We start from the raw sequence: 18,496 nt of genomic DNA on the forward strand, positions 1-18,496 counted from the left end.
CCGGGTGGCGGCTTCGCCTGACCCGGCTTGTGCGATCTGCTGGCCCGGGAAGCGTAACGCCACCGGGCTTTTTTACATCACGATGCTAATGACAGCTCACGCTTTCCCGCGTTCTGCGCCAGCCACTGCGCCACGCGCGACTGCTGCTCGGCATCCAGCCACATCCCTTCTTTGGTACGACGCCAGATGGCATCATCCAGGCGGCGCACCCACTCGTTCTCAACCAGATAGCGCAGTTCGGCTTCGTAGAGTTCGTGACCGAAATGTTCACCCAGGTCGGCAAGCGTTTTGGCTTCACCCAGGATCCATTCCGTATTACTGCCGTAGGTACGGGCGTAGTGACGCGCCATCCCTTCGGTGATGAACGGGTAACGACGGCGCAGTTTCGCGGCATAATCATCGCGGTTATCCCCAATATCGCCGCCAGGCAATACGGCACCTTTAGTCCAGGCCGGGCCAATGCCCTTGTAGTACGGCACCAGTTTTTCCAGTGCGTGTTCGGCAAGCTTACGATAGGTAGTGAGCTTGCCGCCAAAGACCGACAGCAGCGGTGCCTGGCCGTCCACGTCATGAATATCCAGCGTATAGTCGCGAGTGATGGCCTGCGGTGAGTCCGATTCGTCATCACTCAGCGGACGCACGCCGGAGTAGGTCCAGACCACGTCATCGCGTGCCAGCTGTTTTTTGAAGTGCGCGTTATACACTTTCAGCAGGTAGCTGACTTCACTTTCGTCGATCTCGACATTTTTCGGATCGCCTTTGTACTCCACGTCGGTGGTGCCGATGATGGAGAACTCATCCATCCACGGGATCACAAACACGATACGTTTATCTTCGTTTTGCAGGATATAGGCCTGCTTCTGGGTATGCACGCGTGGCACGACAATGTGGCTGCCTTTGATCAGGCGGATGCCGTACGGCGAAGGCAGGTGCATTCCCTCATCAAAGAACTGTTTCACCCACGGACCGGTGGCGTTTACCAGGCCGCGCGCTTTCCAGCTGAACTTCTCGCCGGTATCCACGTCTTCCGCTTCAACAATCCACAGGCCGTTTTCACGACGGGCAGCCGTGGCGCGGGTGCGGGTTTTCACCTCGCCGCCTTTTTTCACCACCATCTGCGCATTGGCAAGGACCAGACGCGCATCGTCTACCCAGCAGTCGGAATATTCGAATCCGCGCACGATTTCAGGTTTAAGGACCGATTCTGAGCCAAAACGCAAACCGGTCGATCCTGGCAGGCTGGTACGTTTGCCCAGATGATCGTACATAAACAGACCGATTCGAATCATCCACGCCGGACGCAGATGCGGGCGGTGGGGCAGGCGAAAGCGCATCGGAATCGCCAGATGCGGGACCATTTTCAGCAGCACTTCACGTTCGGCCAGGGCTTCGCTGACCAGGCGGAATTCGTAGTGTTCCAGGTAGCGCAGGCCACCGTGGATCAGTTTGGAGCTGGCGGACGAGGTCGCGCAGGCGAGATCGTTAGCTTCCAGCATCAGCACGGATAAACCGCGTCCTGCAGCATCGGCCGCAATCCCGGCACCGTTGATGCCACCGCCTATCACAATCAGATCTTTGGTTTCCATAACACCCTCACGCACTTTCGTTAAAGCTCAGAAATGTTCGATATCGCTCATAATAGCAAAGGAACGCGCTTTTGGTAACATCAAAAAAACAATTTAGAGTGATATGGATAACATAATGGCGTTTACCCGCCGCCAGGACGTACACTACGGGGTAAAATAGTGCCGCTTGATGCCCTCGCCCAACCGTCTCACTTCAGGAGAGAGTGGGGGCGAGAGGAAGCGCACCACACCTGAATATAAGATGAGAGCACCATGGATCAGTTTGAATGTATTAACGTAGAAGAAGCCCATCAGAAAATGCACCAGGGAACGGCTGTGCTGGTGGACATCCGCGATCCACAGAGCTTTGCGATGGGCCACACGCCAGGCGCGTTCCACCTGACCAACGACTCCCTGGGCGCGTTTATGCGCGATAACGACTTCGACACGCCGGTGATGGTCATGTGCTACCACGGCAACAGCAGTAAAGGTGCAGCGCAGTACCTGCTTCAGCAGGGCTACGATGCGGTTTACAGCGTCGATGGCGGCTTCGATGCCTGGCATCGTCATTTCCCGGCAGAAGTTGAATACGCGTTTGAGCGCTGATACCGCTATACTGTCCTCTTTTGTGTGGAAATAAGCGACGGCTGCCCATGTTGATGATCACCTCTTTTACCAACCCGCGCGTCGCCCAGGCGTTTGTCGACTATATGGCGACGCAGGGCGTTATTCTGACCATCCAGCAACATCATCAGACCGATGTGTGGCTGGCCGACGAGAGCCAGGCCGCGAGGGTAAATGAGGAGCTGGCGCGATTCCTTGAGAACCCCGGCGACCCGCGCTATCTGGCCGCAAGCTGGCAATCAGGCCAGACGGGCAGCGGGCTGCACTATCGTCGTTTTCCCTTCTTTGCCACCGTGCGCGAACGCGCGGGTCCGTTTACGCTGCTGCTGATGGCGGCCTGCATTATCGTGTTCATTATGATGAACGTGGTCGGCGACCAGAGCGTCATGATCGCCCTGGCATGGCCCTATGACCCTTCACTGGACGTTGACGTCTGGCGCTATTTTACCCACGCGCTGATGCACTTCTCGGTGATGCATATTCTCTTTAACCTGCTGTGGTGGTGGTACCTTGGCGGTGCCGTCGAGAAGCGTCTTGGCAGCGGGAAGCTGATTGTGATCACCGTCATCAGTGCCCTGTTGAGTGGCTATGTGCAGCACAAATTCAGCGGCCCGTGGTTTGGCGGATTATCAGGTGTTGTGTATGCCCTGATGGGCTATGTCTGGCTCAGAGGTGAGCGCGATCCTGAAAGTGGCATCTATCTGCAACGCGGGTTAATAACCTTTGCGTTAATATGGCTAATTGCCGGATGGTTTGATCTGTTTGGTATGTCTATCGCCAATGGTGCACACGTCACCGGGCTGGCCGTTGGGCTGGCGATGGCGTTTGCCGACACGCTCCATGCGCGAAAACGAACATAATTCTCAGGGATAATTGATGAAACAAACACAACGTCATGACGCCATTATCGAACTGGTTAAAAAACAGGGATATGTCAGTACCGAAGAGCTGGTCGAGCAGTTTGCCGTCAGCCCGCAGACCATTCGTCGTGACCTGAACGACCTTGCCGATCAAAACCGTATTCTGCGCCACCACGGCGGGGCGGCGCTGCCGTCCAGCTCGGTCAATACCTCATGGCATGACCGTAAAGCCACGCAAACGGCGGAGAAAGAGCGCATTGCGCGGAAAGTCGCCAGCCAGATCCCTAACGGGGCGACGCTGTTTATTGATATCGGCACCACGCCGGAAGCGGTCGCCCATGCACTGCTGGATCATGAAAACCTGCGCGTTGTGACCAATAACCTGAATGTCGCGAATACCCTGATGCAGAAAGACGATTTCCGCATCATTCTTGCGGGCGGCGAGTTACGCAGCCGCGACGGCGGCATCATCGGTGAAGCGACGCTCGACTTTATCTCTCAGTTCCGTCTCGATTTCGGCATTCTCGGGATCAGCGGTATCGACAGCGATGGCTCCCTGCTGGAGTTTGATTATCATGAAGTCCGCACCAAGCGCGCGATTATTGAGAATTCACGCCACGTTATGCTCGTGGTGGACCACTCCAAGTTTGGCCGTAACGCGATGGTGAATATGGGCAGCATCAGCATGGTTGATGCGGTTTATACCGACGTGATGCCGCCGGCAGGCGTGATGCAGGTGATTAAGGATAATAATCTGCAGCTGGAACTGTGCTGACGTAAAAGCAAAACGGCAACCGAAGGTTGCCGTTTTTAGTTTGTGCAAAACAGGCCAGGTGAGGGCACCCACGCGCACCGGAATTACACGCCGTACCCCATCATCTTCAGCAGCTGCTGTGCATGCTGCACCGCATCCTGACGATGGGCCACGCCCAGCTTCTGATAGAGATTGCGGATATGGGTTTTGATGGTGGTCGCCGCCACCGCCAGTTCACCGGCGATCTGCTCGTTGCTGTAGCCTGAGTAGATCAGCCCCAGCACCTGCCATTCGCGCTGAGTGAGCGGGCTGGTGCGGATCAGTTCCGGTACTTCCGGATGGTTCAGCAGACGTTCAACGAAGTTCTCATCAAAGTGCGCAAACTTATGGCGATGGTGTTGGTTAATCTCGCGCAGAATACGCTGGGCACGATGCTGATCCAGCTCTGGCAGCGTATTGAGTTGAATCAATTGTCGCAGCTGCTGGGCCATCACTTCACCTTCAATGACAAAGTGGCTGATAAACCCGGTGCGGTTCGCCAGCTGCAGCGCTTCCAGCAGGACGCGCTGGGCATCGTTTTTGCGGCCCGCCTGCCAGTAAAGCTGGTTCAGCAGAAGCAGGTTGCGGTTGAGATCGCTCATTAGCCGCAGGCTGCGGGCGTTTTCATTAAGCTCTTCCAGCACGATTTCGGCAGGTTCTAATTCACCGAGCAGGATCTGGACGCGGGCAATGTTGCGCCACTGGCTCTGCAGGAAGTGGTTGTTGGCAAATTCCGGTTTAGGGGTCTGACGTAACCAGTTGGCGGCGGATTTTTTGTCGCCGGTCATCTGCCAGTAAATCACCCGCACCTTATCGGCGTTGGACACCCAGTCGCTGTGGTACTGACCGTTACCGAGCAGGTTTTCCAGACGGTTAAGGTGGTTGCGGGCGTTATCGAGATCGCCACGCGCCAGCGAGCACTGAACCAACAGCGCCAGACACTGCAATTGCTGCTGTGGCTGGAAGCTGGAGAGAACGTCCACACCCTGACGGGCGCAGCTTTCCGCTTCATCCAGACGCGACCATGCCCAAAGGAGCTGTGCACGAATGCGCAGCAGGAACTCGTGCATCGGCAGCTGTTCCAGATGCTGCTCACGAATCAGCTGGAAGGCCTTTTCCTGATTTTCCCAGGCGGCCTGCAGGAACCCCTGCGCAAACAAAATTTCACTTTGCTGGATCAGGCTCCACAGCGCGTAATGCCAGACATCGTGGCGGCGGGCCATCTGTTCAGTTTGTTGCATGAGCGAAAGGGACCGCGTCAGCTCGCCTTTGCAGTGCAGAACTTCACCGTGTACCGAGGTGGCCACAATACGGCTGTAGAAATTGGCCAGCGGCAGTTCATCCAGCGCAACCATCGCCAGGCGCTCAGCCTCTTCCGGGTCACCGTCGTTAATCGCCACCTGCGCTCGCAGGGCGTTGAATTCGCCGTGCAGGGTGGCATCCATATCGCTTTCCATCTCCTGCTCGGCACGTGCCAGCAGGGTATTTACTTCACTGTAGCGATGCTGGCTCTGCATCAGCCAGGCCTGCAGCAGCACCAGGCGCGGATTCTCCAGCAGGCTCTCCCACGGCAGGGCTTTCAGTGACTCTTCAAGCAGCGTCAGCTCGCTGTGGTTAAACAAGCCCCATGCGTGGTTAAGGAGGATATCGCGCAGCATGCCGGCATCACCGGCGGCAAGCGCGTGGTGAATCGCCTCGCTCGGGAAACCTTGCGCCATCCAGCTTTCGGCGGCGGCGCGATGGATTTCCGGCAGTTCCGTTGCAAGCTCCCACTGACAGCGCTGGCGCAGGAAGCTGCCAAACAGTGGGTGATAGCTGAACCACTCGCCGGGATCGTCCATTCGGGTCAGGAACAGGCCCTGGCGTTCAATCTCTTCCAGCTGCAGTTGACCGTTTTCACAGCCGGTCACGCGCACGATCAGCGCGTCGTTCATGGAACGCAGCAGAGAACTTTTGAGCAGGAAATTTCGGGTCGACGGATCAACGCTGTTCAGCACTTCGTCGACGAGATAATCAGAAAGATGGCTCGCGTTAATCCCCGCCAGGCGACGCGCAGACTGGTGCGTCGGGCTGTTATTTTGCCGGGCAGAGAGAGCAATCAGCTGCAGCGCCGTCGCCCAGCCGGCGACATCATCACACAGGCGGCTGCTTTCGGAGGCCTCAATTGGCGAGTTCAGTCGACAGTCAAAAAACTGTTTGGCTTCCTGATGGGTAAAGGCCAGCTGCTGGCTGCCGACTTCCAGCAGCTGATCGCGCACGCGCAGGTTGGCGATGCCCAGTTGCGGCAGGTTACGCGACAGCACGACCAGGGTCAGGTTTTCCGGCTGATGACGCAGGAAGAAACGCATCGATTCATGGATAACCGGGTTAGTGATGAGATGATAATCATCAATCACCACGTACAGCGGGCGATGCCATTCGGCCAGTTCGATAAACAGCTGCGAGAAAAGGGAAGACAGGCTGGCGTACTGGCGCTTTTGCACCATGACCTCACTGGCGACGCAGTGTCCGTTGGTTGCCTGCTGAATGGCGGCAATCAGATAGCTGGCAAAACGCTCTTGCTGGTTATCGCCCTCATCAAGGGAGTACCAGCCAAGGTCGCTCTTACCTGCGGCCCATTGCGAAATGAGCGTTGTTTTTCCATAACCTGCAGGGCTCGTAACCAGCGCCAGTCGGAAATTATGCGCGCCGGAAAGTTTAGCCAGCAGACGCTCGCGGACCACTGTATGGTCAAGACGAACCGGGCGACTTAATTTAGACGGAATCAACATAGTTTTCACTTCACTGTGGGGAACGAGAGAATTTATTTTTTTTGCGCTTCGTAATTAATAGCTATAAGGTCGGCCAGAAAGAGAACTATTGCAAGTTATGTCTGGGTTTTGTGGCTCTGAATTTGCACTCTGTCACAAAACATTCAGGCGAGTACCGGAACTTTTCCAGAATGGCTTTAACACCTCGTCAGCGCTGGCTTGTCCCAGTGTCACACGGTTACGCTGAAACTGGTTTCAGAAAGGTATAGTGACGTCAAATTTAATAAAGTTCGGGTAAAGTTGAGTGAGATTAATAATCCCCTTAGGTAAGGCCCCATTGCAGAAATATTATTCTGCGTAAGTAATCATTTCGGCGCGGATTAATTTCATCCGAAACTGTATTTCATTTTTTTGACATTCTCCCCGGTTATCTTTTTTTCTTCCTGGCACACTCACACTATGCTCTCAGAGTGGCCTTGATCACACTTTTATGCTCATCCCCGCTACTCCTCCCTGCCTAATCCCCTGCGGGATGAGGAAGAGGCGAAATGAGCCTGGCACACTAGCGCCAACATGTGTTTTCTCTCTACAGGATGCCAATTCCCTATGTCACAGCCTACCTTTAACAAAGCTCAATTCCAGGCTGCCCTGACGCGTCAGTGGCAGCGTTTTGGCCTTCACGCTGCAAACGAGATGACGCCTCACCAGTGGTGGCAGGCAGTGAGCGGTGCGCTCGCGGAGCAGCTGGATGCTCAACCGTTGGCAAAACCGGCGAAAGACCAGCGCCACGTTAACTACATCTCAATGGAGTTCCTGATTGGCCGTCTGACAGGTAACAACCTGTTGAACCTCGGCTGGTATCAGGAGGTGGGTGATGTGCTGAAAGAGCATGACATTAACCTGACCGACCTGCTGGAAGAAGAGATTGACCCGGCGCTGGGTAACGGTGGTCTGGGACGTCTGGCGGCCTGTTTCCTTGACTCGATGGCCACCGTGGGTCAGTCGGCCATTGGCTACGGTCTGAACTACCAGTACGGCCTGTTCCGTCAGTCGTTTGCTGATGGTCATCAGATGGAAGCGCCGGATGACTGGCACCGCAATACTTACCCCTGGTTCCGCCACAATGCACAGCTTGATGTGCAGGTGGGCATTGGTGGTAAAGTCACGAAGCAGGGGCTGTGGGAGCCTGCGTTTGCTCTGACCGGCGAAGCCTGGGATCTGCCGGTGCTGGGCTACCGTAACGGCGTGGCGCAACCGCTGCGTCTGTGGCAGGCAAAGCATGCTCATCCCTTCAACCTGACCAAATTCAACGACGGCGATTTCCTGCGTGCCGAGCAGCAGGGGATCGACGCCGAGAAACTGACCAAAGTCCTTTACCCGAACGACAACCATCTGGCGGGCAAGAAACTGCGTCTGATGCAGCAGTACTTCCAGTGTGCCTGTTCCATTGCGGATATTCTGCGTCGTCATCACCTGGCGGGCCGCAAGCTGGCGCAGCTGCCGGACTTCGAAGTGATCCAGCTTAACGATACGCACCCGACAATTGCGATTCCTGAACTGCTGCGCGTGCTGATTGACGAGCACCAGCTGAGCTGGGATGACGCGTGGGCGATCACCAGCCGTACGTTTGCCTACACCAACCACACCCTGATGCCTGAAGCGCTGGAGTGCTGGGATGAGAAGCTGGTGAAAGCCCTGCTGCCGCGTCATATGCAGATCATCAACAAGATTAACGACGCGTTTAAAAAGCAAGTGGATAAAACCTGGCCGGGCGACAAAGCGGTGTGGGCGAAGCTGGCTGTGGTACATGACAAACAGGTGCGCATGGCGAACATGTGCGTGGTAAGCGGTTTTGCGGTGAACGGTGTGGCGGCGCTGCACTCGGATCTGGTGGTGAAAGACCTGTTCCCGGAATACCACCAGCTGTGGCCGACCAAATTCCATAACGTGACCAACGGCATCACGCCGCGTCGCTGGATTAAGCAGTGCAACCCGCTGCTGGCCGGCTTGCTGGACAAAACCCTGAAGAAAGAGTGGGCCAACGATCTGGACCAGCTTATCAATCTGGAAAAGTATGCCGACGACGCGGCATTCCGCGAGCAGTACCGCGCCATTAAGCTCGAAAACAAAGTGCGTCTGGCGCATTTTGTCAAAGCGCGTACCGGCATTGAGATCAACCCGAACGCCATTTTCGATATTCAGATCAAACGTCTGCATGAGTACAAACGCCAGCACCTGAACCTGCTGCACATTCTGGCGCTGTATAAAGAGATCCGCGAGAACCCGCAGGCTGACCGCGTACCGCGCGTGTTCCTGTTTGGGGCGAAAGCCGCACCGGGCTACTACCTGGCGAAAAACATTATCCTCGCCATTAATAAAGTGGCCGCGGCCATCAATAACGATCCGAAAGTGGGTGACAAGCTGAAGGTGGTGTTCCTGCCGGATTACTGCGTCTCTGCAGCTGAGATGCTGATCCCGGCGGCGGATATCTCCGAGCAGATCTCCACGGCAGGGAAAGAAGCTTCCGGTACCGGCAACATGAAGCTGGCGCTGAACGGTGCGCTGACCGTCGGTACGCTCGACGGCGCGAACGTCGAGATCGCCGAAAAGGTGGGGGAAGAGAACATCTTTATCTTCGGCTATACCGTCGAAGAAGTGAAAGCCCTCAAAGCCAAAGGTTACGACCCGGTGAAATGGCGTAAGAAAGACAAAGTTCTTGATGCGGTTCTGAAAGAGCTGGAAAGCGGTAAGTACAGCGATGGCGATAAACACGCCTTTGACCAGATGCTGCACAGCATGGACAAACACGGCGGTGACCCGTATCTGGTCATGGCGGATTTTACGGCCTATGTGGACGCGCAAAAACAGGTCGACGTGCTGTATCGCGACCAGGAAGCGTGGACCCGGGCGTGCATTCTGAACACCGCCCGCTGCGGGATGTTCAGTTCTGACCGCTCAATCCGTGATTATCAGGCTCGTATCTGGCAGGCAAAACGCTAAGGAAGCGCGATGGAGAGTAAACGTCTGGACAGTGCCGCGCAGGCGGCGGGGATCAGCCTCAGTTACATTAATGCTCACGGCAAACCACAGTCTATTGGCGCCGACACCAAAAGACGTTTGCTGGATGCCATGCACAAGGCCGACGCGAAAGCGTCGGTTGCTCCGGTGCCGAACGTGAAGGTGTTTACCGCCGGTAAAAAGATGCCGCTAACGGTAAACGGGCGCGGCGAATTTAGCTGGCTGCTCACGACCGAAGAGGGGCAACAGCACAAAGGCCACGCCACCGGTGGCAAAGCGCTTAATCTTCCGGCAAAACTGCCGGAGGGCTATCACACGTTAACCCTCACGCAGGACGACCAGCGTTTTCATTGTCGGGTGATTGTTGCGCCAAAACGCTGCTATGAGCCGCAGGCGTTGCTCGAGGGTAAAAAGCTGTGGGGGGCCTGCGTGCAGCTCTACACGCTGCGCTCTGACAGCAACTGGGGTATCGGCGATTTTGGCGACCTGAAAAAGATGCTGGCGGATGTGGGCGAGCGCGGCGGTGCGTTTATCGGCCTCAACCCCATTCATGCGCTCTATCCGGCGAACCCGGAAAGTGCCAGTCCGTACAGCCCGTCATCCCGTCGCTGGCTGAACGTGATTTACATTGACGTGAATGCCTTAGACGATTTCAAAAGCAGCAAAGAGGCGCAGGCGTGGTGGAACCTCACGACCACTCAGCAGGCGCTGAAGCAGGCGCGCGAGACGGACTGGGTAGACTATGCCACCGTCACCGCACTAAAAATGGCCGCGTTACGTCTGGCGTGGAAAGGTTTTTCGCAGCGTGATGACGAGCAGATGTCGGCTTTCCGCCAGTTTGTAGCTCAGGAAGGCGAGAGCCTTTACTGGCAGGCGGCGTTCGATGCATTGCATGCTTATCAGGTAAAAGAGGACGAAATGCGCTGGGGCTGGCCGGTATGGCCGGAAGCGTATCAATCTGTCGATACGCCCGAAGTGCAGGCGTTCTGCAAAAAATATGCTGACGAGGTGGATTTCTTCCTCTGGCTGCAGTGGCTGGCTTACAGCCAGTTTGCCGCCTGCTGGCAGGTGAGCCAGGGCTATAAAATGCCGATCGGCCTGTACCGCGATCTGGCCGTTGGCGTGGCGGAAGGCGGGGCGGAAACCTGGTGTGACCGCGAGCTTTATTGCCTGAAGGCTTCCGTGGGCGCACCGCCGGATATTCTTGGCCCGCTCGGCCAGAACTGGGGTTTGCCGCCGATGGATCCGCACGTCATGGCCGCGCGGGCTTACGAGCCGTTTATCGACCTGCTGCGCGCCAACATGCAAAACTGCGGCGCGCTGCGAATTGACCACGTGATGTCCGTCCTGCGTCTGTGGTGGATCCCTTATGGTGAAACGGCTGACCACGGCGCGTATGTACAGTATCCGGTTGACGATCTGCTCTCGATCCTGGCGCTGGAGAGTAAACGTCATCAGTGCATGGTGATCGGCGAAGATCTCGGTACCGTGCCGGTTGAGATTGTCAGTAAGCTCCGCGACAGCGGTGTTTACTCCTATAAAGTGCTCTATTTTGAAAACGACCATGAGAAAACCTTCCGCGCGCCGAAAGCGTACCCTGAACAGTCAATGGCAGTCGCGACGACGCATGACCTTCCTACGCTTCGTGGCTATTGGGAAAGCGGCGATCTGACACTCGGTAAAACGCTGGGTCTGTATCCGGATGAAGAGGTCTTACGTGGGCTGTATCAGGATCGCGAGCTGGCGAAGCAAGGGTTGCTTGATGCGTTACACAAGCATGGCTGCCTGCCGAAACGCGCCGGGCATAAGGCATCACTGATGTCGATGACGCCTACGCTCAACCGCGGATTGCAGCGCTATATTGCCGACAGCAACAGTGCCCTGCTGGGTCTGCAGCCGGAAGACTGGATTGATATGGCGGAGCCGGTAAACATTCCGGGCACCAGCTATCAGTACAAGAACTGGCGTCGCAAATTGTCCATCACGCTTGAGAAGATGTTTGCCGATGACGGGGTGAACAGGCTGATTAAGGATTTGGATAAGCGCAGAAAAGCGGTGGGTAAAACGCGGTAGTCTCACAGAGTGAAGAAAGCCGGGTAAGCGCAAGCTACCCGGCTTTTTGATATCAGATAACCATGTTCAACAGCAGAACCCCGACCAGACCACACACCGAAATAATGGTTTCCAGTGCAGACCAGGACTTGATGGTTTCACCGATAGTCAGGTTGAAATATTCCTTGAACAGCCAGAAGCCCGGATCGTTCACGTGAGAGAAAATCACGCTACCGGAACCTACCGCGATAACCATCAGCTCAGGGCTCACGCCCGTCGTCGCAATCAGCGGTGCAACGATACCACCGGCGGTGATTGCTGCAACGGTTGCAGAGCCGAGCGCGATACGCAGCACCGCAGCGATAGACCACGCCATCAGCAGCGGTGACACATTGGTTTCATGCATCATGGCCGCGATGTATTTATCCACGCCGCTGTCGACCAGCACCTGCTTGAACGCACCGCCACCACCGATAATCAGCAGCATCATGGCAATGATTTTGATGGAAGAGGTCAGGGTGTCGTTAATCTGATCCATTGAACGACCACGGTTCAGGCCGAAGGTGAACATCGCAATCAGCACCGCAATCAGCGTCGCCATCACCGGGTCGCCCAGGAATTCGGCAACGGACAGGAACGGGTGGCCTTTTGGCAGGATCATTTCCGCCACGGCACGCATCGCCATCAGGATGACCGGTACCAGAGAGGTCCAGACGCTGACGCCAAAACCAGGCATCTCTTCTTCCGTGAAGGTTTTCGCGCTGTACAGACCTTCCGGGATAGGCTTATCAATCCCTTTCAGGAAGCGGGCATAAACCGGGCCGGCCAGGATCACCGTCGGGATTGCCAGAATCGTACCGAACAGCAGGGTTTTACCCATATCGGCATGGAAGATGGTGGCGATCGCGGTTGGACCCGGGTGTGGTGGCAGGAAACCGTGCGTAACGGACAGCGCGGCGGCCATCGGTACACCGACATACAGTAGTGGAATGTTCGCTGCCGCTGCGATGGTGAACACCAGTGGCAGCATCAGCACGAAGCCCACTTCATAGAACAGTGCGAAACCGACGGTAAACCCGGTTAACACAACCGCCCACTGGATATTCTTCTTACCAAATTTGGCAATCAGCGTGGTGGCAATACGCTGGGCGCCCCCACAGTCTGCCAGCATTTTGCCGAGCATAGCGCCAAAGCCCATGATCAGTGCCAGGCTACCGAGCGTGCCGCCGACACCGGCTTTAATGGAGCTGATGACTTTCACCAGCGGCATCCCTTGCATCAGACCGACTGCAAGTGCCACCAGAACCAGAGCGATAAACCCGTTCATTTTGAAACGGATCATCAAGAGCAGTAATAACACAACACCGATAGCAACGATGACTAATGGCATGATTTACCTGGCCTTTGAATTGTTATGGGTAACGTCATTGTTTCAACGACAAATTCCGATTGTCCCAACTGGGAACAGAGTGTTAACGGTACTAATACTGTTGCCTTGGAAACTATTAAGTTTAGTCGGCTGTTATGAAGGTGCTTAGTGCCCACGAGAATGATACGGGTAACATGTCGTGGTTGAGAATCACCCTGGGGGGCTAAATTTGAATTATGAGACGCAGGTCAACATATGGGGAGGCAAGGCAGGGAGGGGAAAGCAGGCCCGGTAAGCATAGCGCCACCGGGCAAAAGCAGGCGGGCGCTTAGTAGTAAGAGTGCTCGCCGCGCTGGTGTTCGGTCAGATCGCGCACACCTTTCAGTTCCGGGAATTCGTTCAGCAGCTGCTTCTCGATCCCTTCTTTCAGCGTGACATCAACCATTGAACAACCGTTACAGCCGCCGCCGAACTGCAGGATCGCCAGGCCGTCTTCAGTGATTTCCATCAGGGAAACACGACCGCCGTGGCCCGCCAGCTGTGGGTTGATCTGAGACTGCAGCAGGTACTCGACGCGCTCCATCAGGGGGGCATCGTCAGACACTTTACGCATTTTGGCGTTTGGCGCTTTCAGGGTCAGCTGAGAACCCAGCTGATCGGTGACGAAGTCGATCTCCGCATCTTCAAGATACGGTGCGCTCAGCTCATCAACGTAAGCCGTGAGCTGTTCAAATTTAAGGGCAGTGTCAGTCGCTTCCACTGCGTCCGGAGGACAATAAGAGACACCACATTCTGCATTCGGAGTGCCTGGATTGATCACAAACACGCGGATCTGCGTCCCTTCTTCCTGATTTGCCAGCAGTTTGGCAAAGTGCGCTTGTGCAGAATCGGAAATACGGATCATAGCTTTGGCCTAATAGTTGACTAAATTACCTGGGTATAATCATACGCCCATTGAAGAAGGGCTACAAGGTACGGCACAGACACCATACCTGAACCGACGCGGCGCCGCTTTGCAAAAGCAGTCGGGAAAGTTCAGCAACGGTACTGCCTGTGGTGACGACATCATCCACAATCGCGATATGGAGGCCTTTGACCGGGAATTCAAGACGAAAGGCATTTTTGAGGTTCCTTTTGCGAAGCCGGGCCGTGAGCTGATGCTGGATAGCCGTATTATGGACGCGTTTGAGCGCACGGGCGTCGTACCGGCAACCGAGCCATCGCGCGAGCGGGCGGCAGAGCAGGTCACTTTGGTTGTAGCCGCGTCGCCAGTGTCGGCGACGGTATAAAGGCACGTTGACCACCATGTCGATGTTCGGCAGGCCGCGGGTGCGTCGCGCCTGTAAAACGGCCAGCAGTAACAGGCGGGCGAGGGGACGCGCCAGCACACTCTGGCCGGCAAACTTCAGCGCATGAATAAGGCCGCTTAACGGCGCAACATAATCATCCACAGCCACCAGGGCACACCACGGCGGCGCTTTTTTCAGGCAGCGGCCGCAGGGAACGTCCCGGCCGGTGGCATTTAGCCCACACTGCGGACACGTCATCTCCTGCCTTTTCAGCGAGCGGGTGCAAACGGAGCAGACGCCCCATGCGCTGAGGGCAAGCGGCATCCGGCATAGCCAGCACAAGCCAGGCACTGTTAACATGTGCAACCTCCATGTGAAAAAAGAGAACAGTAACTGATGAAGACGCTGTGGTGGCAGACCGTAGGGACGGGAAATTGCCATCTTGTGCTGCTGCACGGATGGGGCCTGAATGCCGAAGTATGGAATTGCATAACCGGGGAACTCGCCTCGCAATTTACCCTGCATCTGGTGGATTTACCGGGCTTTGGCCGCAGTCGCGGCTTTGGGGCAATGTCGGTTGAGGAGATGGCGCAGCAGGTGCTGGACGCTGCGCCGCAGCACGCCATCTGGCTGGGCTGGAGCCTGGGCGGGCTGGTGGCGAGCCAGATTGCCTTGACCCATCCCGAGCGCGTGCGTGCGCTGGTCACGGTAGCCTCGTCACCGTGCTTCAGTGCAAAGGACGACTGGCCGGGCATAAAACCGGATGTGCTGGCCGGGTTCCAGAAACAGTTGAGCGAAGACTTCCAGCGGACCGTTGAGCGTTTCCTGGCCCTGCAGACAATGGGAACCGACACCGCGCGTCAGGATGCCAGAGCGCTGAAGCAGACCGTGCTTTCCCTGCCGATGCCGGACGTTGAGGTGCTTAACGGGGGGCTTGAGATCCTCAAAACCGTCGATTTGCGTGAGCCGCTGGCCGCGCTGGCGATGGCGCACCTGCGTATCTACGGCTACCTCGACGGGCTGGTGCCGCGTAAAGTGGTTCCAGTGCTGGATTCACTCTGGCCACAAAGTGAGTCTCGGGTGATAAATAAAGCCGCGCATGCGCCGTTTATCTCTCATCCGGCGGAGTTTTGTTCAGCGCTCGTTGCGTTAAGTCAACGTTTAGACTGATTATTTTCTATCCAGCCTGGAAAAAGTTTCACACCGCAACCATACTCCAGATGTCGTTGCGGTTGTTCTGCCTACGATAATCAAAACAACAATCCTATGGAGAGTCAGGCTATGAAACTTGTTACAGGTATCGTCACTTCTCTGGTTATTGGGTCACTTTCATTTGGCGCCTTTGCGGCACAAGAGCTGGAAAAAGATAAAGTTGCCGGGATGAATCTGACCAAAGTTGGTGAGATTTCTACGTCTGACACGACCGCGCCGATGGACGCCAAAAGAGAGCTGTCTAAGAAAGCGGATGAGCTGGGTGGGAAGTACTACGTCGTCACCAGTGCCGAAAAACAAACCAAAAACGTGCGCGCAACGGCGGACGTCTATAAGTAATACGTTAATGCCGGGCAGCGATGCCCGGCTTTATGTGCGCAGTGCCCACCACTCTCTGAGGCAGGCTTTTCCTTCCGGGCAGCTTTTACAACTGCCGGACAGGCAGCCCTCCGCCTCTTCCTGAATACGCACCGCTTTTCCCATGGCTTCCAGCCTTTCCAGCATGGCATCGATCATCGGCTGCGGCGTATGCAGGGTGAGGCTCAGCTGTTTCGCCTCCATTCGCCCTTGTAACGCCAGCAGGTCACGTACCTGAATCAACGATGCCATGGCTTACCCCTTAGTGACAGTCGCCCGCCGGGCTGTTGCAACAGGTGGCAGCCGTTTTGCGGTTTGCCAGCAGGTTGATATCAACCCGGCTGCGTGCCCGGCGTAGCAGGCCGAGAACGAGCACGTTAAACAGCACAACCGCCAGGATGCACACCAGGCTATAACGCGGGTGCTGGCTAAAGTTAACGGTCTGATAAAAGAGCGTCGCCAGCGAGTACGCGATGTTGAGCCCCCACAGAATGGAGAAGCCCATCCAGCCACGGCTGGACTCGCGGGCAATCGCGCCCATGACGGAGATGCACGGAATATAGAGCAGAACAAAGATGAGGTAGCTGTAGGCCGCAGAGGCGCTGCCAAATTTCTCGCTCATCACGCCCATGGCACCCGTTGCCATTTCGCCGTCACCTTTACTGGCCTCGATAGGGTTCGCCAGCACGCTCAGGCTGAAGGTGTCTTTCAGGCTTTGCCATGTCTCTTCGACGGCGCCCAGCAGTTCGTTACCGAGATGAAACTCTGCCGGATTGAACGCTTGCTCCTGGATGTTCTCCGCGGTGTAGAGCGTATTCAGGGTCCCGACGACCACCTCTTTCGCCATCGCACCGGTGAACAGACCGACGGTCGCCTGCCAGTTATCGTCATGGACGCCAATCGGTTTGAAGACCGGGGTTATGACGCGGCTGACGGAGGCGAGGGCGGAGTCGTTGATGTTATCCGCAGCCTGTCCGCTCAGGGTGAAGCTGTTCAGCGCGCTCAGGAAAATACTCACGATAACAATCACTTTACCGGCACGCAGGACGAAGCCTTTCAGGCGCTGCCAGGTCTGGATCACCAGGCTTTTAAGATGGGGGACGTGGTAGACCGGCAGTTCCATGACGAACGGCGACGCTTCGCCGCGCATGATGGTGTGTTTCAGCATCAGCCCCGTGAGAATGGCCATGACGATACCCAGCACGTACAGCGAGAAGACCGCCAGCGCTCCCTGCTGCCCAAAGAAGGCCGCGGCAAAGACCGCGAAGATAGCCAGTCGCGCACCGCAGGACATAAACGGTGCCATCATAATGGTCATCAGACGTTCACGCGGCGCATCCAGCGTACGGGCACCCATAACCGAGGGCACGTTACAGCCGAAGCCCACGATCAGCGGCACGAAGGATTTGCCCGGCAGACCGAGCGCCTGCATCAGGCGATCCATGACGAAGGCGGCGCGCGCCATGTAACCGGAATCCTCAAGGAAGGAGAGGAACAGATACATCATGCCGATTTGCGGCACCAGAGGCAGTACGGTGTTGATACCACCGCCAATCCCCTGGGCAAGGAAGATGGTCAGCCATTCCGGGAAATGCAGGGTGTAACCCACCCACTGAATGCCATGAACAAAGATAGCAACGGAACCGGCATCGAAAATCGGCTGGAGTGCGCCACCAATGTTAATGGCGAGCAAGAACATCAGGTACATCACCAGCAAGAAGACCGGCAAACCGAGGAAGCGGTTAAGCACAACCTTATCCACGGCCGCGGTGAAGCGGCTCGGTTCCGCCGTCAGGGCGTTACTGACCACGTCGCAAATCGCGGCGATGGCCTGATAGCGAGCATCAGCGATATGCAGGGCCGGATCATCCAGCTCGTCGCTCAGACGGGCGAGGACCACGTCCAGTTTATCTGCCGCATGACCAGCATAGGCGCGGCTGTAGATATCCCCTTCCAGCATTTGCAGGCCGAGCCACAGGCGCTGTTTCGCGGGCATGCTTTGGTCCATCTCTTGTGCCAGCAGATCCGCTTCGCGCAGAAGTGGCTGGGCGTAGTGCACCAGCTCAACGTTACGATTTCCCGCGTGGCGATCGATAGCCAGTTTCAGGGCATCAATACCGCGGGCGCGCGTCGACACCAGCGGAACGACCGGGCACCCCAGCCGTGCGGAGAGGGCATCGACGTCGATACGCAGTTTCTGTTTCTCTGCAATGTCGAGCATGTTGAGCGCCACGATGCAGGGAATGCCCAGCTCCAGCAGCTGCAGCGTCAGGTAGAGGTTACGCTCAAGGTTTGAGGCATCAACCACGTTGATGAGCAGATCCGCGTCGCCGCTAAGAATATAGTGGCAGGCAATCTGCTCATCGAGCGAAGTTTGCGAGGAGATCGTGGTTAAGGAGTACGTGCCGGGTAGGTCAACCAGCGTGACCTGGTGATCTGTTGTTGAGAACAGGCCTTCTTTACGTTCAACCGTTACGCCAGCCCAGTTACCGACGCGCTGGCGCGCACCCGTGAGCTGGTTAAATAGCGTTGTCTTGCCGGAATTAGGATTGCCAATTAAGCCAATAGTTAATTTTTTCATTTTTCTGGACTCACTGAAACCGCTGG

The 18,496-nt window shown here is 56.3% G+C and carries 14 protein-coding genes; 7 read left to right on the top strand and 7 right to left on the bottom strand.

Going from position 1 to position 18,496, the window contains the following annotated elements; all coding sequences use genetic code 11:
* Positions 1-77: 77 nt before the first annotated feature.
* Positions 78-1,586, bottom strand: coding sequence for a glycerol-3-phosphate dehydrogenase (gene glpD / locus HV157_RS16125; protein WP_182268716.1), 1,509 nt, complete (start codon positions 1,584-1,586; stop codon positions 78-80).
* A gap of 252 nt (positions 1,587-1,838) precedes the next feature.
* Between glpD and glpE the strand changes: the two genes are divergently transcribed.
* From glpE to HV157_RS16140, 3 genes are read left to right on the top strand one after another with little or no spacing between them, the layout of a single operon-like run.
* On the top strand, positions 1,839-2,171 hold the full coding sequence (gene glpE / locus HV157_RS16130) for a thiosulfate sulfurtransferase GlpE (RefSeq protein WP_020884562.1): 333 nt from the start codon (positions 1,839-1,841) through the stop codon (positions 2,169-2,171).
* A 47-nt stretch (positions 2,172-2,218) separates the two neighbouring features.
* Positions 2,219-3,049 (top strand): rhomboid family intramembrane serine protease GlpG, encoded by an 831-nt coding sequence (glpG, locus tag HV157_RS16135; protein WP_032679123.1) that lies wholly within the window; start codon positions 2,219-2,221, stop codon positions 3,047-3,049.
* A 16-nt stretch (positions 3,050-3,065) separates the two neighbouring features.
* The gene (locus tag HV157_RS16140) at positions 3,066-3,824 is read left to right on the top strand and encodes a DeoR/GlpR family transcriptional regulator (RefSeq protein WP_008503060.1); all 759 of its coding nucleotides are present in this window, start codon (positions 3,066-3,068) and stop codon (positions 3,822-3,824) included.
* Positions 3,825-3,907: 83 nt separating this feature from the next.
* On the opposite strand, the gene malT is transcribed toward HV157_RS16140, so the two are convergent.
* Entirely contained in the window at positions 3,908-6,613 is a 2,706-nt protein-coding gene (gene malT / locus HV157_RS16145) for an HTH-type transcriptional regulator MalT (RefSeq protein WP_020884564.1), read from the bottom strand.
* A gap of 585 nt (positions 6,614-7,198) precedes the next feature.
* Here malT and malP point away from each other — a divergent pair.
* Entirely contained in the window at positions 7,199-9,592 is a 2,394-nt protein-coding gene (gene malP, locus HV157_RS16150; protein WP_182268717.1) for a maltodextrin phosphorylase, read from the top strand.
* A gap of 9 nt (positions 9,593-9,601) precedes the next feature.
* The gene (malQ, locus tag HV157_RS16155; protein ID WP_047355675.1) at positions 9,602-11,683 is read left to right on the top strand and encodes a 4-alpha-glucanotransferase; all 2,082 of its coding nucleotides are present in this window, start codon (positions 9,602-9,604) and stop codon (positions 11,681-11,683) included.
* A 52-nt stretch (positions 11,684-11,735) separates the two neighbouring features.
* Here the strand turns inward: malQ and gntT are convergent, their stop codons facing one another.
* The 3 genes from gntT to gntX form a co-directional block, all read right to left on the bottom strand.
* Positions 11,736-13,052 (bottom strand): gluconate transporter, encoded by a 1,317-nt coding sequence (gene gntT, locus HV157_RS16160; RefSeq protein WP_014171973.1) that lies wholly within the window; start codon positions 13,050-13,052, stop codon positions 11,736-11,738.
* Between the two features lie 307 nt (positions 13,053-13,359).
* Complete coding sequence (gene nfuA, locus HV157_RS16165; protein WP_003861601.1) at positions 13,360-13,935, bottom strand: Fe-S biogenesis protein NfuA; 576 nt, start codon at positions 13,933-13,935, stop codon at positions 13,360-13,362.
* Between the two features lie 61 nt (positions 13,936-13,996).
* Positions 13,997-14,680 carry a DNA utilization protein GntX gene (gene gntX / locus HV157_RS16170; RefSeq protein WP_126488485.1) on the bottom strand — a complete coding sequence of 228 codons (684 nt, stop codon included), beginning with the start codon at positions 14,678-14,680 and terminating at the stop codon, positions 13,997-13,999.
* A 36-nt stretch (positions 14,681-14,716) separates the two neighbouring features.
* Between gntX and bioH the strand changes: the two genes are divergently transcribed.
* Together bioH and HV157_RS16180 are read left to right on the top strand one after the other, a co-directional pair.
* Positions 14,717-15,490, top strand: a complete 774-nt coding sequence (gene bioH, locus HV157_RS16175; protein WP_182268718.1) for a pimeloyl-ACP methyl ester esterase BioH — start codon at positions 14,717-14,719, stop codon at positions 15,488-15,490.
* 111 nt (positions 15,491-15,601) lie between these two features.
* A complete protein-coding gene (locus tag HV157_RS16180; RefSeq protein WP_020884569.1) occupies positions 15,602-15,871 on the top strand; it encodes a YdgH/BhsA/McbA-like domain containing protein in 270 nt (89 codons plus the stop codon).
* Between the two features lie 30 nt (positions 15,872-15,901).
* On the opposite strand, the gene feoC is transcribed toward HV157_RS16180, so the two are convergent.
* Positions 15,902-16,141, bottom strand: a complete 240-nt coding sequence (feoC, locus tag HV157_RS16185; RefSeq protein ID WP_063215539.1) for a [Fe-S]-dependent transcriptional repressor FeoC — start codon at positions 16,139-16,141, stop codon at positions 15,902-15,904.
* 10 nt (positions 16,142-16,151) lie between these two features.
* A complete protein-coding gene (gene feoB, locus HV157_RS16190) occupies positions 16,152-18,470 on the bottom strand; it encodes a Fe(2+) transporter permease subunit FeoB (RefSeq protein WP_059305705.1) in 2,319 nt (772 codons plus the stop codon).
* Positions 18,471-18,496: the final 26 nt, after the last annotated feature.

It is taken from the genome of Enterobacter sp. RHBSTW-00318, from assembly GCF_014101375.1.
GTDB lineage: Bacteria > Pseudomonadota > Gammaproteobacteria > Enterobacterales > Enterobacteriaceae > Enterobacter > Enterobacter ludwigii.

Bases quoted from the DNA above. Each gene is read 5' to 3' on its own strand.
- glpD (WP_182268716.1), bottom strand. From the start codon at position 1,586: ATGGAAACCAAAGATCTGATTGTGATAGGCGGTGGCATCAACGGTGCC.
- glpE (WP_020884562.1), top strand. From the start codon at position 1,839: ATGGATCAGTTTGAATGTATTAACGTAGAAGAAGCCCATCAGAAAATG.
- glpG (WP_032679123.1), top strand. From the start codon at position 2,219: ATGTTGATGATCACCTCTTTTACCAACCCGCGCGTCGCCCAGGCGTTT.
- HV157_RS16140 (WP_008503060.1), top strand. From the start codon at position 3,066: ATGAAACAAACACAACGTCATGACGCCATTATCGAACTGGTTAAAAAA.
- malT (WP_020884564.1), bottom strand. From the start codon at position 6,613: ATGTTGATTCCGTCTAAATTAAGTCGCCCGGTTCGTCTTGACCATACA.
- malP (WP_182268717.1), top strand. From the start codon at position 7,199: ATGTCACAGCCTACCTTTAACAAAGCTCAATTCCAGGCTGCCCTGACG.
- malQ (WP_047355675.1), top strand. From the start codon at position 9,602: ATGGAGAGTAAACGTCTGGACAGTGCCGCGCAGGCGGCGGGGATCAGC.
- gntT (WP_014171973.1), bottom strand. From the start codon at position 13,052: ATGCCATTAGTCATCGTTGCTATCGGTGTTGTGTTATTACTGCTCTTG.
- nfuA (WP_003861601.1), bottom strand. From the start codon at position 13,935: ATGATCCGTATTTCCGATTCTGCACAAGCGCACTTTGCCAAACTGCTG.
- gntX (WP_126488485.1), bottom strand. From the start codon at position 14,680: ATGTTAACAGTGCCTGGCTTGTGCTGGCTATGCCGGATGCCGCTTGCC.
- bioH (WP_182268718.1), top strand. From the start codon at position 14,717: ATGAAGACGCTGTGGTGGCAGACCGTAGGGACGGGAAATTGCCATCTT.
- HV157_RS16180 (WP_020884569.1), top strand. From the start codon at position 15,602: ATGAAACTTGTTACAGGTATCGTCACTTCTCTGGTTATTGGGTCACTT.
- feoC (WP_063215539.1), bottom strand. From the start codon at position 16,141: ATGGCATCGTTGATTCAGGTACGTGACCTGCTGGCGTTACAAGGGCGA.
- feoB (WP_059305705.1), bottom strand. From the start codon at position 18,470: ATGAAAAAATTAACTATTGGCTTAATTGGCAATCCTAATTCCGGCAAG.